The 16,203-nt window shown below is 60.5% G+C and carries 15 protein-coding genes; 3 read left to right on the top strand and 12 right to left on the bottom strand.

Annotation, left to right across the window (positions count from 1 at the left end; all coding sequences use genetic code 11):
• Positions 1-83: 83 nt before the first annotated feature.
• Positions 84-1,268, top strand: coding sequence for a GTP-binding protein (locus JNB85_RS09275; protein ID WP_220334033.1), 1,185 nt, complete (start codon positions 84-86; stop codon positions 1,266-1,268).
• Positions 1,269-1,278: 10 nt separating this feature from the next.
• Here the strand turns inward: JNB85_RS09275 and JNB85_RS09280 are convergent, their stop codons facing one another.
• From JNB85_RS09280 to JNB85_RS09300, 5 genes are all read right to left on the bottom strand, one after another.
• Positions 1,279-2,460, bottom strand: coding sequence for a M20 aminoacylase family protein (locus JNB85_RS09280; RefSeq protein WP_220334034.1), 1,182 nt, complete (start codon positions 2,458-2,460; stop codon positions 1,279-1,281).
• A gap of 86 nt (positions 2,461-2,546) precedes the next feature.
• Positions 2,547-3,326, bottom strand: a complete 780-nt coding sequence (locus JNB85_RS09285) for an amino acid ABC transporter ATP-binding protein (RefSeq protein ID WP_220334035.1) — start codon at positions 3,324-3,326, stop codon at positions 2,547-2,549.
• Positions 3,323-4,264 carry an amino acid ABC transporter permease gene (locus JNB85_RS09290; RefSeq protein WP_220334036.1) on the bottom strand — a complete coding sequence of 314 codons (942 nt, stop codon included), beginning with the start codon at positions 4,262-4,264 and terminating at the stop codon, positions 3,323-3,325. Before JNB85_RS09290 ends, JNB85_RS09285 begins: the two co-directional genes overlap by 4 nt.
• Positions 4,261-5,154 (bottom strand): ABC transporter substrate-binding protein, encoded by an 894-nt coding sequence (locus JNB85_RS09295; RefSeq protein ID WP_220334037.1) that lies wholly within the window; start codon positions 5,152-5,154, stop codon positions 4,261-4,263. The genes JNB85_RS09290 and JNB85_RS09295 overlap by 4 nt, the downstream gene beginning before the upstream one ends.
• 47 nt (positions 5,155-5,201) lie before the next feature.
• The gene (locus JNB85_RS09300; RefSeq protein ID WP_220334359.1) at positions 5,202-6,173 is read right to left on the bottom strand and encodes a substrate-binding domain-containing protein; all 972 of its coding nucleotides are present in this window, start codon (positions 6,171-6,173) and stop codon (positions 5,202-5,204) included.
• Between the two features lie 100 nt (positions 6,174-6,273).
• On the opposite strand from JNB85_RS09300, the gene JNB85_RS09305 reads away from it, so the two are divergent.
• Positions 6,274-7,602, top strand: a complete 1,329-nt coding sequence (locus JNB85_RS09305; RefSeq protein ID WP_220334038.1) for an aminotransferase-like domain-containing protein — start codon at positions 6,274-6,276, stop codon at positions 7,600-7,602.
• A gap of 7 nt (positions 7,603-7,609) precedes the next feature.
• On the opposite strand, the gene JNB85_RS09310 is transcribed toward JNB85_RS09305, so the two are convergent.
• The 6 genes from JNB85_RS09310 to JNB85_RS09335 form a co-directional block, all read right to left on the bottom strand.
• Positions 7,610-9,295, bottom strand: a complete 1,686-nt coding sequence (locus tag JNB85_RS09310; RefSeq protein ID WP_220334039.1) for a GMC oxidoreductase — start codon at positions 9,293-9,295, stop codon at positions 7,610-7,612.
• A 76-nt stretch (positions 9,296-9,371) separates the two neighbouring features.
• A complete protein-coding gene (locus JNB85_RS09315; protein WP_220334040.1) occupies positions 9,372-10,451 on the bottom strand; it encodes an ABC transporter ATP-binding protein in 1,080 nt (359 codons plus the stop codon).
• A gap of 4 nt (positions 10,452-10,455) precedes the next feature.
• Positions 10,456-11,334: a carbohydrate ABC transporter permease gene (locus JNB85_RS09320; RefSeq protein WP_220334041.1), complete on the bottom strand. Its 879-nt coding sequence runs from the start codon at positions 11,332-11,334 to the stop codon at positions 10,456-10,458.
• Positions 11,331-12,221, bottom strand: coding sequence for a carbohydrate ABC transporter permease (locus JNB85_RS09325; RefSeq protein ID WP_220334042.1), 891 nt, complete (start codon positions 12,219-12,221; stop codon positions 11,331-11,333). The genes JNB85_RS09320 and JNB85_RS09325 overlap by 4 nt, the downstream gene beginning before the upstream one ends.
• Positions 12,222-12,295: 74 nt before the next feature.
• Positions 12,296-13,525, bottom strand: coding sequence for an ABC transporter substrate-binding protein (locus tag JNB85_RS09330; RefSeq protein WP_220334043.1), 1,230 nt, complete (start codon positions 13,523-13,525; stop codon positions 12,296-12,298).
• A 55-nt stretch (positions 13,526-13,580) separates the two neighbouring features.
• Positions 13,581-14,534: a sugar phosphate isomerase/epimerase family protein gene (locus tag JNB85_RS09335; RefSeq protein ID WP_220334044.1), complete on the bottom strand. Its 954-nt coding sequence runs from the start codon at positions 14,532-14,534 to the stop codon at positions 13,581-13,583.
• Positions 14,535-14,764: 230 nt separating this feature from the next.
• Between JNB85_RS09335 and JNB85_RS09340 the strand changes: the two genes are divergently transcribed.
• Positions 14,765-15,847 carry a LacI family DNA-binding transcriptional regulator gene (locus JNB85_RS09340; protein WP_220334045.1) on the top strand — a complete coding sequence of 361 codons (1,083 nt, stop codon included), beginning with the start codon at positions 14,765-14,767 and terminating at the stop codon, positions 15,845-15,847.
• Positions 15,848-15,884: 37 nt separating this feature from the next.
• Here JNB85_RS09340 and JNB85_RS09345 read toward each other — a convergent pair whose 3' ends face one another.
• Entirely contained in the window at positions 15,885-16,136 is a 252-nt protein-coding gene (locus JNB85_RS09345; protein ID WP_220334046.1) for a hypothetical protein, read from the bottom strand.
• Positions 16,137-16,203: the final 67 nt, after the last annotated feature.

Here is a 16,203-nt window from a genome sequence, read left to right on the forward strand (position 1 = left end):
CGGGATGGGTACGAACGGATTCGAATGAGGCTTATGCGACGCAAACGCCAACCGCTTTCGGTATCCATATCCGGGGCATGCCGATGACCAGGATCGAGCGGCTTCCGGTGACCGTGCTCGCCGGCTTCCTCGGGGCTGGCAAGACGACGCTTCTCAGTCACGTCCTGAACAATCGTGATGGTTTGCGGGTTGCCGTCATCGTCAACGACATGAGTGAGGTGAACATAGACGCAAGCCTCATTCGAGCCGGCGACTGCAATCTCTCGCATACGACGGAGACATTGGTCGAACTCAGCAATGGCTGCATATGCTGCACCCTGCGCAACGACCTGCTGACGGAAGTGCGGCGGTTGGCCGAAGAGGGACGATACGATTATCTGTTGATCGAAGGCACCGGCATTGCCGAGCCGCGCCCCATCGCAGCAACCTTTTCCTTCCGCGACGAGAACGGGGTTTCGCTCTCCGATTTCGCCAGGCTCGACACGATGGTCACTGTGGTCGACGCTGCGAACCTGTTAGCCGACTATAGTAGTGCTGATCTGCTTGCAGACCGCGGCTTGCAACGCGACGGCGAGGACCACCGCACCCTCATCGACCTGCTGGTCGATCAGATCGAGTTTGCGGATGTCGTCGTCATCAACAAGATCTCGGACGCGACGGAAGAGGTCCGCGCGGAGGTCCGCAAGATCGTTGCGTCTCTCAACCCGGATGCACGACAGGTGGAGACGGATTTCGGCAAAGTTTCTCTGGCGACCGTCCTCGATACCGGCCTCTTCGATGAAGAAAAGGCCGCCGGGCATCCTCTCTGGCATAAGGAATTGTACAGCCCGGGCGAGCATGTTCCGGAGACGGAGGAATACGGGGTGTCGAGCTTTGTCTACCGCACGAGGCGCCCCTTCGACCCCAAGCGGTTTCGCGAATTTCTGGACGAGCCTTGGCCGGGAGTGCTTCGCGCCAAGGGCCATTTCTGGCTCGCTACGCGCCCGCGGCACGTGGGCCTTATGTCGGCGGCAGGTGTGCAGCGGCGTTGCGAGCCTATGGGGCTCTGGTGGGCAGCCGTTCCCCGGCAGGACTGGCCGAGCCATCGGCAGTTTCGTCAGCACCTGCAGAGCCAATGGGACAGCGCCTGGGGCGACCGCCGGCAGGAACTGGTATTCATCGGCGTTGGCATGGACGAGACGGGTGTGCGGACCGCCTTAGACGATTGCCTCGCCAGCGCCGATCCGCGCGAGTGGTCAGCTCTCGAAGATCCGTTCCCTGCCTGGTAGACGAAAGCTCTCAGTCGTCGAGATAGCGTTCCGTCAAGCGCGCCCACATCGCGGCGCCCGCCGTTAGCGATTTGTCGGCAAAGTCGTATCTGGCGCTGTGCAGGATCGCGGATTCCACACCGTTGCCGAGCCGCAGGAAGCTGCCGGGTTTGTGCTCGAGGAAATGGGCGAAGTCCTCACTGCCGGGGATGAGGTTGCAGAGGGCTACCTTGTCGGCACCGACGAGCTCTTCTGCAACCTTGCGGGCGAATTCGGTTTCCGCCTCCGAATTGAGGACCACGGGGTGTCCGCGCGTGTATTCGATTTCTGCGGTTGCGCCGTAGCCGTCGGGAATCGTCTCAGTGAGCCTGCGGATTCTGGCCTCCAAGGTGTCGCGCACCTTCGGATCGAAGGAGCGGATGCTAAGCAGCAGTTTTGCACTTTCAGGGATGACATTTGCGGCTTCGCCGGCATGGATTGCACCGACCGTGACGACGGCGGTCTGTGTTGGATCAATGCTGCGGGAGACGACCGATTGCAGGCTGACGACGAGGTTGCAGGCAACGACCACCGGATCGATGGTCAGATGCGGCCGCGAGGCGTGGCCGCCCTTGCCCCTGATGATGATCTCGGCGCTGTCGGCAGCCGCCATCAACGGGCCAGATCGCATCAACCAGGTGCCCTCGGGGGCACCCGGATGATTGTGCAGCCCGAAGATGACGTCGAAGGGAAAGCGTTCGAACAGTCCGTCAGCGATCATGGCGGGCGCCCCACTCAGCGCACCCGCCTCCTCGGCTGGCTGGAAAATGAGATTGACGGTACCGTTGAAGCGGCGTGTGCGCGCCAGATACTCGGCCGCGCCGAGAAGGATCGTCGTGTGGCCGTCATGTCCGCAGGCATGCATCTTGCCAGCCACCGTGCTGGCATAGGGACGACCAGTCTCCTCTGTGATCGGTAGGGCGTCCATGTCAGCACGGATAGCGATGCTCTTCTTTCCGGCTCCGACCGTCATGCGCGCAACGACGCCATGGCCGCCGACATTGCGGGTCACTTCATAGCCCCAGGATTCGAGCTTTTCAGCAACGAAACGGGCGGTCTCAGCCTCCTCGAACGAGAGCTCAGGATGGGCGTGGAGATGCCGGCGGATGGCCGTCAGCTCCGCTTCCATCGGTTCGAAATCGGAGAGGCGAGCGAAATCATTGTCGAGGGACATGGCAATTCCAGTTTCATGGGCGCGATATCGCTGGCCGGCTCACAGCAAAGCCGGCCTGCAGGGCAAGAGCATAGGGAGCCGCCGCGCTAGATGAAGCGCGACAGGAAGCTTCTGGTGCGGGGGTGCTGCGGGTTGCCGATCACGTCTTCCGGCTTGCCCTGTTCGACGACCTTGCCGCCATCCATGAAGACGACGCGGTCGGCAGCTTCCCGCGCGAAACTTATCTCATGGGTGACGACGATCATCGTCAGACCCTGGTTTGCAAGATCCCGCATGGTAGCGAGAACCTCGCCGACCAGTTCGGGGTCGAGTGCCGAGGTCGGCTCGTCGAAGAGCATCAGCTTCGGCTTGATAGCCAGCGCGCGAGCAATTGCCACGCGCTGCTGCTGGCCGCCGGAAAGCTGGCGCGGGTAGCTGTCGGCCTTGGCCGAAAGTCCGACCCGTTCCAGCAGCCTCAGCGCATTTTCGGTTGCGACCTTTCGGCTTTCGCCATGTATGCCGACCGGCGCCTCGATGATGTTCTGCAGCGCCGTCATATGCGGGTAAAGATTGAACTGCTGGAACACCATGCCGATCTTGCGCCGCTGCAGGGCGATCGCATGGTTCGACAGCTGCAGCAGCCGGTCCTTGTGCAGGCGGTAGCCGATCTGTTCGCCGTCCACCTCGATCGAACCCTGATTGATGGATTCGAGATGGTTGATACAGCGCAGAAATGTCGACTTGCCGGAGCCGGAGGGTCCAAGGACGACGACGACCTCACCAGGCGCGACATCGAGATCGATACCCTTCAACACTTCCAGATCCGCGAAGGACTTGTGGACATTGCGCGCCTTGACGAGAGGCTCGATCGTGGCGATCCCGTTCATGCCCCTGCCTCCGTTGCCTGCGCCATGACGGCTGCTTCCTTTGCAGGCTTCGCGGCGCCCGTGCGGCGATCGCCGCGGCTGTAATAGCGCTCGATATAGGCCTGGCCGACATTTAGGACCGACGTGATGAGCAGGTACCAGAGAACTGCGACGAGCAACATCGGTACGATCTCGAAGGTGCGGTTGTAGATCGACTGCACAGAATAGAGGAGATCGGCCATGGCGATGACGCTGACGAGAGAAGTCGCCTTGATCATGCTGATCAGTTGGTTGCCGGTCGGCGGAACGATCGAGCGCATGGCCTGTGGGATGATGATGCGGCGAAGCGCGCGGATGCGCGTGATGCCGAAGGCTTCCGCCGTTTCGTACTGGCCCTTGTCCACCGAAAGCAACCCGCCGCGGATGATTTCCGCCATATAGGCGGACTCGTTGAGCGCGAGACCGGCAATTGCAGCCGTCATCGGGCTGATCACCGAATTCGTATCCCAACTCATGAAGGTCGGGCCGAAGGGAATGCCGATCGACAGCGTCGGAAAGAGTGTCGAAAGATTGTACCAGAAGATCAGCTGTACCAGCAGCGGCGTTCCGCGGAAGAACCAGATGAACAGCGAGGCAAGCGAACTTGCAAGGCGATCGCTGGACATTCTCGCGACGGCCAGCACGAGACCGAGTGCGATGCCGACGATCATCGCGACGACCGTCAGGCCGAGCGAGACATAAAGGCCGCTGATGACCGTCGGGTCGAAGAAATAGTGTGCGACGACCGGCCAGCCGAAATTCTCGTTATGCGCGACTGACCAGGCGCAGTAGGCGGCGATCGCAAGCGTGATCACCCACGCAGCGACGCGGCCCCTGGGGAAGGGCTTGTGGGCATGGGCCACATCCCGGCTTCTCGCATCGCCAGGGGGCGATGCGAGTGTTTGCGTCTGTGTGTTCATTTCGGAAGCGTCCCACCGAGGTTGATGCCGGGCTCTTTGATCATGTTGTTCTCAAGACCCCACTTCTTCATGATCGCGGCATAGGTGCCGTTGTCCATCAGCACTTTGATCGCATCGCGCAGGACCGGGCCAAGCGGCGAGCCTTTCGCGACAACCGCGCCCTGATAGAGGTTCTCGAAGCCGTTCTTCTGTCCGACGCCGGTGAGTTCCAGCTGGCCGTTGGCCTGCGACACGAAATAGGTGAGCGGTGCCTGGGAGGAGAAGAAGGCATCCGAACGCTTGGAGCGAACGGCAAGGATCGAGCTCGGCTGGTCGGTGAAGGACTGCACCTCGATCGCGCCCTTGCCCTCGGTCTTGCACTTTTCGGCTTGCACCTGGATCACCTTCTCAGCCGAGCCGCCTGCCATGACGGCAATGCGGTTGCCGCAGGCGGTATCGAGTGAGCTGATGCCCTTCGGATTGCCCTTCTGCACCGAGAAAACCACGAATTCCTGCACCCAGTCGACAAAATCGTTGGATTCCTCGCGGCTCTTGAAGTCCCCGACGGGACCGAAGGCAAACTGGTAACGGCCGGAATTGACGCCGGCGAGCAGCGCCGGCAGGCCGCCTACGGTCTCATGCTCGATCTTGACGCCGAGAACCTGGCCGAGCGCATCGGTCAGATCAGCGCTTGCGCCGGTCATCTCAGTGCCGGTGACGATTTCATAGGGAGGAAACGAGCCATTGTTGACCGAGATCATCTTGCCGGACGTACGGATCGCTTCGGGCAACTGCGCATGAAGCGCATCGTTGACCGAAAGCTTGGGCAGGGCCGCATCTTCAGCGAAGGCCGTTCCCGAGATCATCACCACGCTCGCCAGAGCAAGGTATGCAATTTTCCTGATCGACATTATTTAGTTCCCCTGTTTGGTTCGAATTTATGCGTTTCGTGTCGTGCTCACCCGATGCGGCTACCGTCCACATCGAAGGAGAAGAGGTCTTCCGGCGTCATCAACTGCGGCAGGATGCCCTGGATATGAAGCTCGCTCGCGAAATCGGCGATCATCTTGCGGTTGGCCGCAAAGCCACTGGCGTCCCAACCGACCGGAAGCTCGGCGGCTGACTTCAACAGCTCGTCCATCATGAAAGGCGAGGTATCGGCATATTTGCGGCGTTTGCTCAGCCACATCCGCTGCGATTCATCGATCAGCTTGCTGAGTTCTTCAATCACCCAAGGGTTCTGCGCGACGATGCCGGCTTTGATGCCGATCAGATGCATGCCTGGAACATAGCCGACATCAGCGAAATATCGACGCTCGGCAGTTCTGAAATCGGAGACGACCTGCCGGAACGGCGATCCGCCGCCAAAGTAGCCCTCAGGCATGAAAGGCGTGAAAACCGCGTCAAGGAAGCCTTCCTCGAGCAGGTCGACCATGGGACGCTCGCCGGGAGCCGCTTCAATGCGGCCGGGCCGGCCGAACCCGTCGAGGCGATCGACGATCGGATGGGCTTCGGTCAGACGGCCTGCATACCACATGGCATCCTCGACGCCGACACCCTCGCGGCGCAGCGCTGCTCTGGTCCATGTGTTTCCTGAGTCACGCCATCCGGTGACGCCGATGCGCTTTCCGGCGAGCTCGCCGAGTTCGGTGATGGGGCCGTCCTTGCGGGTGATGATGCAGCGGTGACGGAAGCCGCGCATGATAAAATTGGGAATGCCGACAACGCTCTCGTCGCCATCGATGCGCAGCTGCGTATAGCGGCTGAAGGACATCTCCGCGACATCGTAGTCGTCGCTTTTGCCGAGATGCGGGACCAATGTGCCGACGCGGTCGACCTTGATGTCCAGCTTGGGGGAGGAGACATCGCCGAGAACCAGGGGTGTCATGTAGTCCCAGTCACGCAGGGCAAGTCGCAGGCTAAGGGGCATCGGCATTCACTCGCAAAGACCTTGTTTTCGAGACAATTAAATGTTCAAATTTTTCTGATCAAATGTTATTACGTTATTGAACATTAAAAGTGACGGTTAAATGAGCGATGTTGTGGACGCGGCGTGGTTTGCCCAAAAATTGACCGACCGGACAATTCGAGGGATTGCGATTGAAACCAGTGCCTTGATCCGGGCCGGGGCACTTCCCGTTGGAACGAAGCTGCCGCCGATCCGCGATCTTGCCTTTGCGCTCGGGATCAGTCCGGCGACGATCTCCGAGGCCTGGAGCGAGCTGAGACGCCAGAAAATCATCACCGGTAGGGGACGGAACGGCACCTGGGTGAGCGGCGACCGTTTCGTGGCAAAGCCCGAACGGCTCGGCAGTTCCGGCCGTTACGGAGCCGACGTCCTCGACCTGACCGCGGCCGTGCCTGATATTAGGCTTTTGCCAAAGCTTACGGAAGCCATGGCCTACGGAGCGTCGGCAGAAAATCTCAACAGCTACGAGCGAAGCCGCATTCTTCCGGAGTTGGAAGAGGTTGTCCGAAAGACCTGGCCATACGAGCCGGAGGCGTTCTTGGCGACGAACGGGGGCTATAACGCGGTTTATACCCTCATCCAGGCGCTCGTCATGCCCGGTGCCTCCGTCGCAATTGAGGATCCGACCGCCATGCGGCTTCTCGATATTCTGGAGGACCGCGGCGTGCAGATCATCCCGGTCCAGTGCGATCGCAAAGGGCCGCTGCCTGCGTCTCTCGAAGCAGCAATGAAGCTGCGGCCAGTCGCCTTCATTTTCCAGCCGCGGCTTCATTCCGTGACCGGCCAGAACGTCAGCCGTGAACGATTGCAAAGGCTCGGAGACATTCTTGACGGCACCGATACCTTGATCGTCGAGGATGACGGTGTCGCCGACATTTCCACAGCTCCGCGTCATTCACTTGGGCGCCGGTTTGCCGACCGCACAATCCACATTCTCTCCTATTCGAAGACGCATGGTCCGGATCTCAGGCTTGCTGTGCTTTCAAGCTCACGTGCGATCGTTGAACAGATCCAGTCCTACCGCAGCTTCAGCGCCGGCTGGACAAGCCGCATCCTTCAGGCGGCCACGGCCTGGCTTCTGCGGGATCCTGTGACGGAAGCCTCGCTGCAACGCTCTCGCGACATCTATTTCCGGCGCCGGGCCGATCTGGTCGATGCCCTGTGCGAGCGTGGGATCGAAGCGCAGCATGGCAGCGGCCTGTGCGCCTGGGTGCCGGTCGCATCAGAACCCTTCGCGATGGTCACGCTGGCAGCGCGAGGCATCGCGGTTCATCCCGGCTCGAAATTTTCCGTCCTTCCAAGCGCACATCTTCGCGTGGCGACGGCCATCCTATCGGATCGGGTAGATGCCGTGGCCGACTCGATCGCCCTCGCCGCCAGTCCGGCCTAGTCTTCGGCTAGCCCAACAGTTCACTGTCCCTGGAGACGCCAGCAGATGCGCGGTACTGCGCCGCGAGTTTCCGGCAGGCGCGCAAGGTCAGGGCCATGACGGTCAGGGTCGTACCCGCGGTGCCGCCACCGGGAAAGGCGCTGGCGTCGGTCACGAGAAGATTGGGCACATCCCAGCTCTGGTTCCAGCCGTTGAGAACAGAGTTTTCCGGCGAGGTGCCCATGCGTGCGCCGCCGCTTTCATGAATTGCGGCACCCATGCACATTGTCTTTCGGAACCATTTCCGGAATAGGAAACGGCTTAAAGGGTCGGCATCCGGGAAGGCGCCACGGCCCATTTCCCTCAGGCCAAGCGGCGATCCGATGAAGTCGAGCTCGCCTCCGGCACTCTTCACCATGTCGATCAGGGTCTTTTCCTGCCTGCGGATCAATTCCTGCTCGGGCTCATGCATGACGCAGCGGATATGCGGCACCGGGATGCCCCAGGCATCCCTACGGTTGGCATCAAGGGTAATGCGATTGTCGGCATGCGGCAGCATCAGGCCGAAGCCGAAGAAGGCAAGGCTCGACGGTTCGTTGTCGCCGACCGGCGCGCGGCCGACGCTGCCCTGATAGGCGAAGTCGCCGCGGGGCGCCTTTCCTTCAACATTGTCGAAGCGCGGTACGAAGATCCCGCCTGACGGATTATAGAATGGGTCCTGCGGGGCCGAATCGTCATGCGACCAGCCACGGGCGGGCGGAAAGGTTCCAAAGGCCAGGCAAGGCAGCTGGTCCATGAAATAGCGACCGAGCGTACCGGAACTATTGCCAAGGCCGTTCGGGTGTTTTGTCGATGCCGAATTCAGGAGCAGTCGAACGCTTTCGATCGGCGAGGCGCAGAGGACGACGTTTTCGGCCTTCACCGCATGGACGCTGCCGGAATTGCGATCGATATATTCTGCGCCCGTCGCCCGGCCTGTCTTCGCATCCGTCATAATGCGGCGCACGATCGCATCGTGGCGGATGGTCAGCTTGCCGCTGGCGAGCGCCTCGCGCAACGGGCGCGGCACGCGTTCGGCGTCCGGCGCGATGTAACGCCAGGAGACGACATGCCGCTCCGGTGCCTGGCTCTCGACGGTCTTCTTGAAGAGCTCTTCGGCCGGCGTCAGCCTGGCGGGGCGGGAATAGACGCCATCAGGCAAGGTCGAGACATGGTCCTGATTGCCATAGAGTCCTAGATGGCTTTCGGCTTCGGCGTAGAAGGGGGCGAGTTCGTCATAGGAGACAGGCCAGTCGACACCGCGGCCACTGCGGCTCTCAATCTTGAAATCGTCGTCGCTCCAGCGCAGCAGCACGCGCCCGAAACTGTGCAGGCGTCCGCCTGCCTGCCTGCCGCGGATCCACAGAAAGGGCTCGCCGCGCGGCGTCGTATAGGGGTTCTTCCGGTCATTGACGAAGAAGCGGCTGAAGCGCTCTGTGAAGAAAGCGGCACGCGCCTGAACCGGCTGACCTTTGATGGTTGCCCGCGCACGCTCCCAGATGTTGATGGCGCTTGCCGGCGGCTTTTTGCGGGTGGGATCGAAGTCCTTCTTGCCGATCTCAGGGCCGGCTTCGAGAAGCAGGACCGACAGACCATTGGCCGTCAGTTCCATGGCGGCAAAGGAGCCGGCCGCGCCGGAGCCGATTACCAGCGCATCATACACTTTCTCAGACATGTCTTTCAAAACCTGACTTCATCAATGGAATGGGGTGGGCGGCAGCGCGATCTCTCTGCTGCCGGGAGAGCAGGGCTCAGAGGCGATTGCCGTCCTCTCCGAAAAGAGATGCCTTGGAGAGATCGAGGCCGATGCCGATGACATCGCCCGGCTGGAGCGCGAGATCGCCCATCACCCGCAGCGACAGGGTCGTGTCTTTCCAGGTGAGCCAGATGACCGTATCGGAACCCATCGGCTCCAGGACAGAGACGGTTGCCTTCAGTGCGACTGTTCCTCCATCCTGCCGGATGCTCAGATGTTCCGGACGCACGCCAAGCGTTACCGGGCCGGCCTGCGGACTTGTGGCAAAAGCGTAACCAGACATATCGAGGGTGAGATCGCCCGCCTTGAACAGCACTTTATCGCCGCCCGGTTCGACGCTGCCTTCGATGAAATTCATTGAGGGAGCGCCGATGAAGCCGGCAACGAAAAGGTTGGCCGGCCGGTGATAGATCTCCGCCGGTGTGCCCAGTTGCTGGATTACGCCGTCGCGCATGATGGCAATGCGGTCGGCAAGGGTCAGTGCCTCCACCTGGTCATGGGTGACGTAGATCATCGTGTTGCCGAGCTGCTGGTGCAGCTTTTTGATCTCGACGCGCAGCTCGTTGCGCAGTTTGGCGTCGAGGTTCGACAGCGGCTCGTCGAACAGGAAGACATCGACTTCGCGCACCAGTGCGCGGCCGATCGCGACACGCTGGCGCTGTCCGCCGGAAAGCTCGGCCGGACGGCGATCGAGCAGCTTTTCAAGATGGAGAAGCGATGCCGCCCGCTCGACGCGGCTGTCGATCTCCGGCTTCGGCAGGCCCGCGACCCTGAGGCCGAAGGAGAGGTTCTTGCGCACCGACATGCGGGGATAGAGCGCATAAGATTGGAACACCATGCCGATGCCACGGTCCTTCGGTTCTTCCCAGGTGACGTTCTCCCCCGAGATCCAGATTTCCCCGTCGGTGATGTCGGAAAGACCGGCGATTGCGTTCAGCAGGGTCGACTTGCCGCAGCCGGACGGCCCGAGCAGGACGAGGAATTCCTTCGGCGCGATATCGAGCGACATCTGCTCGATCACCGTATGGTCGCCATAGCTGATCTTCAGGTCTTTGATGGAAACAGCGGAATGCATCGGCTTATCCCTTGACGGCGCCGGCCGCGATCCCGCGGACGAACCAGCGTCCGGACAGGAAATAGATGGCGAGCGGAATGATGGCGGTGAGGATGGTGGCCGCCATGTTGACGTTGTAGTTGCGCTCGCCCATCGTCGTGTTGACGATGTTGTTGAGCTGTACGGTCATCGGCAGATTGTCACGTCCGGCAAAGACAACGCCGAGCAGGAAGTCGTTCCAGATGCCCGTGAACTGGAACATCGAGGCGACGACGATCATCGGAAGCGCCATTGGCAGCATGATCTCGAAGAAAATCCGCCAGAAGCCGGCGCCATCGACGCGCGCAGCCTTGAAGAGCTCTTCTGGAATGGTGACGAAGTAATTGCGGAAGAGCAGCGTCACCAGCGGCAGGCCGAACAGCACATGCACGAGAATGATGCCGCCGAGGCTGTTGTAGAGGCCCATCACGGCCATGGTGCGCACCAGCGGATAGAGAAAGATCTGGTAGGGCACGAGCGCGCCAGCCATCAACAGGCCGAACATCAACCGTCCCGCCTTCGGGCGCCAAAATGAGAGTGCATAACCGTTAATCGCGCCGATCAGGACGGAAATGACGACGGCCGGTACGGTGATCTTCACCGAATTGAGGAAGCCCATGCGCACGCCGGTGCATTCGCTGCCGGCACAGGCGCCGGTCCAGGCCGTCTTCCAGGCGGTGAAATCCAGGTGCAGCGGCAGGGCAAATATCTGCCCCAGCCGGATCTCATCCATGGTCTTCAGCGACGTGACGATCATCACATAAAGCGGCACGGCGAAGAACAGCGCGGCGGAGATGAGGAAGGCATAAAGCCCGATGCGCGCTACGGTGATCTGCGTCGGCCTGGGGCCACGGGGATGGGTCATAGAGTACCTGCCTGTCGCCGGGCGCGGATATATTGGGCATAGCGGAAGGGCGCGACGATGATCAGCACGGTCAGAAGCAGGATGGTCGCCGCTGCCGTCGCGAGGCCGAGATTCTGGCGCTGGAACAGATTGTCCATGATGAATTTCGCGGGCACTTCGGTTGCCGATCCCGGTCCGCCATTGGTGAGCGCCACGACGATATCGTAGGTCTTGATCACGCCCATGGAGAGCAGCATGCCCGCGGCGGCAAAGGCCGGCGTGAGTTGCGGCAGGATGATCGAGACATAGGTACGCCAGACTGGAATGCCGTCGATGCGAGCCGCCCGCCACTGCTCGCCATCGATGCCGCGCATGCCGGCCAGTACAAGGATCATCACGAGGCCGGCACCCTGCCAGAGAGCCGCGATCACCACCGCGTAGATCGCAAGATCCCGGTTGATGATCCAGTCGAAGGTGAAACTCTGCCAGCCAAGCGCCCGCACGCTTTCCTGAATGCCAAGCGTCGGGTTCATCATCCATTGCCAGATCAGGCCGGTAACGACGAAGGACATGGCATAGGGATAGAGGAAGATCGTCCGGAAGGCGCTTTCGAAGCGCACCTTGCGATCGAGGGCGGCGGCAAGGAGGAAGCCGACGAACAGGCAGCCCAAGACGTAGAGCACGCCGAAGATGATCAGGTTCTGGAAGGAGACCAGCCATTTGGGTGTCTGAAACAGTTTGGAATATTGCTCGAACCCGACGAAGTTCCATGACGGGAACAGCCGCGAATTGGTGAAGGACAGGCTCACCGACCAGACCATGGTGCCGAGGTAGACGACGACCACCGCAGCCCAGGTCGGGATGAGAGCGATGAGAGGCGCCTTCGAACGGTTATGCTTCCGTTTCATTAGAGCGTCTTTGCAAAGAGCTTCGAAAGTCGCCTGCACCGGTGGTGCGGTCCAGGCGACAGGCATGTCCGATCTTACTTGAAGATCGTGGCGAACTGCGCAGCCGATGCATCGATATCGGTGGAGGGATTGGCCCAGAATTCGCCGACGAAGTCTGTGAGGGCGCCTACCTGCTCCGGCGTCATGGTGATGGCGTGTTCGGGAACAATCTTGCCCTCGGCCATGAAGGCCATGCCCTTCTGGGTGCAGGCGTCGAACTTGGACTTGTCGACATCGATGCGCGCGGGGATCGAGCCCTTGTTCAGCGAGAATTCGACCTGAACTGCGGGGTCCATAACGACCTCGGCCAGCAGCTTCTGCGCGGCGTCCTGGTTGGCGTCCTTCGTCTTCAGATAGGCAAAAGCGTCCGCGATATAGATCAGGCCCGGGGAAGCGGGAGAGATGGCGCAGCCGAAATCCTTGTCGGCGACTTTACCGGCAGCCGTGAATTCGCCCTTGGCCCAGTCACCCATGAACTGCACGCCGGCCTTGCCGGTGATGACCATGGCGGTCGCGTCGTTCCAGTTGCGGCCGGCAGAACCTTCATCGACATAGGCCCGCATTTTGCCGAGGATTTCGAGAGCCTTCTTGACGCCATCGGACGTCAGAGCTGACTGATCCTTTTCGGCATAGATCTTCATGAAGCCGTCCATGCCCACCTGGGACAGGAGCACCATGTTGAAGACCTTCACCTCCTGCCAGCCTTGGCCGCCCCAGGCGATCGGCGTCAGGCCCGCGGCCTTCAGCTTGTCCATGTCGGCGAAGAAGGCGTTCCAGTCCTTGGGTTCTTCGGTGATCCCGGCCTTGCTGAAGGCCTCCTTGGAATAGAACATCCAGCTTTCACCGTGGATTCCGGTCGGCGTCAGATAGACCTTGCCGTCATAGGTGGTGTAGTCATAGAGCGCCTTCGGAAGCGCGTCCTTCCACTTGCCGGCAGCCGCCACCTCGTCCATCGGGTTCATCAGGCCCTGCTCGATGAATTCGGCTGGGTCCTTGCCGACGACGACCTGTTTTGCGGTCGGAGGATCGCCGGCGACGAGACGGTTCTGGAACGCGGCATTGGCATTTTCGAAGCCGGCAATCGTGGAGCTTTCCCACACGCCGCCGCGCTTTTCGAATTCCTTCTTGATGGCATCGACGGCGCGGCCCTCGCCGCCCGATGTCCAGGAGGTGAAGACCTCGGCCTTCAGTTTGTCGTCTGCATTGGCAAGGCCGGCGGCGCCAAGCAGGATTGTGCCGGCGAGCAGCATCGTCATTTTCTTCATTGTTCCACCTCTTGAATAGGCCCTCTTTGCGGGGCCGTTTGGTTGCAAGCTACGATTAGCGATAGATCGGCAGCAGCGCCTGCCGCACGAGGGTCAGACCATTGGCAATGTCGCCAATGGGATCGGCAGCGGCATCGAGTTCGAGAATTGCCCAGCCGCTGAACTGGCGATCGCGAAGCAGGCGGATCCAGGCCGGCCAGTCGACGCGGCCAAGGCCGAAGCCGCAGAAGAAGGGCCGGTGGCGCTCGTGAATGTCGGCGCCAACAGGCGTATCTGCCGGCATCTTGCCGATCGCATCCTTCCAGTGGGCGATGATCATCCGCTCGTGATGGCGATCGACGAGCTGGATCGGATCGGAACCTTCGAGAATGATGTGCGCCGTGTCTGGGCACATATGCACGTAGGCCGGATCCGTCAGCAGCATCAGCAGATCGACGTCGCGGGCAGCAGCAAAGATCGAATGCGCTTCCGTGTGTACGGCGAGCCTGACGCCCTTCTTGTAGAGGATGGCTCCGAGCCGATTGAGGAAATCGGCGATGACCTTGGCCTGTTCGAAATCGCGGAAACGCACGGGCTCTTCACCTGGCGTCTGACGCATCGGTGCGCCAATGACCATGATGTCACCGCCGCAGGCCTTGATGAAGTCGGCATATTGTTCGGCCTTGGCGATGATGGCGGCTTGTGCCGCGGCCTCGGTGAAATCACCGGAGGCTTCGAGCTCCGCGAAGAAGCCGGACGCGAGTTGTAGTCCGCGGACAGAAAGCTCGGCGCCGAAGGCTTCCACAGACCCGTAGGTCTTGATGGCATCCTGCCAGTTGAACGGCGAGAAGGTCAGCTCGACACCGGTCACGCCCGAGGCTTTGATGCTGTCCAGGATCTTGTCCCAGAACTGCCGCGGATGAGACTTCGCATGGCCGACGATCGCATCATAGCTGTCGACGCCCCAGAAGCCCGGATGGAAGAAGGTGACCAAGTCCACTCCGAAACGCAGATTGTCACTCACAGCCATTAGTCAGCTCCTCCATCAAGGCATAGCTCACCCGTCGCGAGGGGCGTCCCTTGCGTTGAATTTTATTCATTCAGGTCAATAACTTAGCAACTGGCAATCGATTGCCATGCCTAGATATTAGACAGGCCGATAAAATATGCAACGCTTTTCTTCGAGTTTTTGGCAATCGTTTGCTATAAAAGGATTCGTGGCCAGCACGGTGTTTGGCTGCACTGGGCTAAGTGAGTGAAATGATAAAGAAAACTGAGGACAGCTTATCCACGGAGGGAGCGTCAGCCCTGATGGCCGATGTCGCCCGTCTGGCTGGCGTCGCAACCTCAACGGTCAGCCGTGCTCTGGCCAATCCAGGCCGCGTTAATGAGAAGACTAGGGAAAGGATTGCAGCCGCAGCCGAACAACTCGGCTATACGCCCAATGCCGCTGCCCGCAATCTGCGGGTGGGTAAGTCGAACGTGATCATGATCATCCTGCCGGGCTCGCTGCATTATGGTGCGTCCCAGATCATCCCTCAGGTTCTGGAGGCAGTGAATCGCACGGTTATCCGCAACGGCTATAATCTGATGATCGCAAACCTCGACCGTGACGAAAGTTCCGAGCGGCATATCCTTGATCTTGCCTTCGGAGGGACGGTGAGGGGTGCATTGATCTTGTCGTCGCAGTTGCCGGTGGTCGCCAACAGATCGCTTGCCGAGGCGGGATTGCCGATCGTTTCGCTTTTGCTCGACATGAGCGACACCTCTGTTCCGAGCATCATCACAAACGACAGGCAGGCTGTCAAAGAGGCCGGCCGGGAGCTCCTGGCACTCGGGCATCGCCGCTTTCTCTATATCGCCGGCCCGACGGGCAACTATCACGACATCGAACGCTATGCCGGTCTCGTCGAAGCCCTGCAGGAGGCGGGGCTTTCCGAACGGCATGTAACGCGCTCCGGGGGCCAGTTCACCTTCCAGTTCGGATTTGAAACGGGTCTGCAGGCTGCCGAGGACTTTGCAAGGCTCGACGAAAAACCGACCGCCGTCGTGGCGACGAGCGACGATATGGCAATCTCCTTCATGAGCAAGGTTCAGAAAATGGGGTGGCGGGTACCCGAGGACCTGTCGATCGTCTCGTTCGACGGATCTCCGGTCTGCGAATATTGTGCGCCGCCGCTCTCGACGATCGAGCAGCCCATGGAGGCTCTCGGGGAGACCGCGACGGAATTCCTGATTGCCAGGATGGAAAAGTCCGATGAGAGGCGAGAATTGCGTGTCGTCATTCCGAGCCGGTTCATCCGCCGCGACAGTATCGCGGTGAACTCGAAATTGGCGACATGATCTTTTTATAAGGCTGCGCGGCTAGCCGAACGGCCGATCAGTGCAATTCGATATTCATGGCCGCGAGCAACGGGTCCAGTCCAGGAAGATCTTCGTCCGTCGCTCTGCGCAGTTCCCGCGTAACCGCCGCCAATGCCGCGTCGAGAGACTGAGCGCTCGGTTCGATCTTCAAATCCTCCGCCACCGCTTTTGCATAGGTGATCATTCGAGCCAAAGCCATCAGCTCGTCAAGATTATCCATGGCTTCTGCCGATTCGTACCGGCGTTTTCCCGACCCTATGACCGACATATCGATTCTCCAGATTACCCGGACGACCATAAGGACAGTTCAGTGCTAAAGTGCGTGAAAAACGCGT

The sequence above is a fragment of the Rhizobium mesosinicum genome (genome assembly GCF_019511345.1).
Taxonomy (GTDB): Bacteria; Pseudomonadota; Alphaproteobacteria; order Rhizobiales; family Rhizobiaceae; genus Rhizobium; species Rhizobium mesosinicum.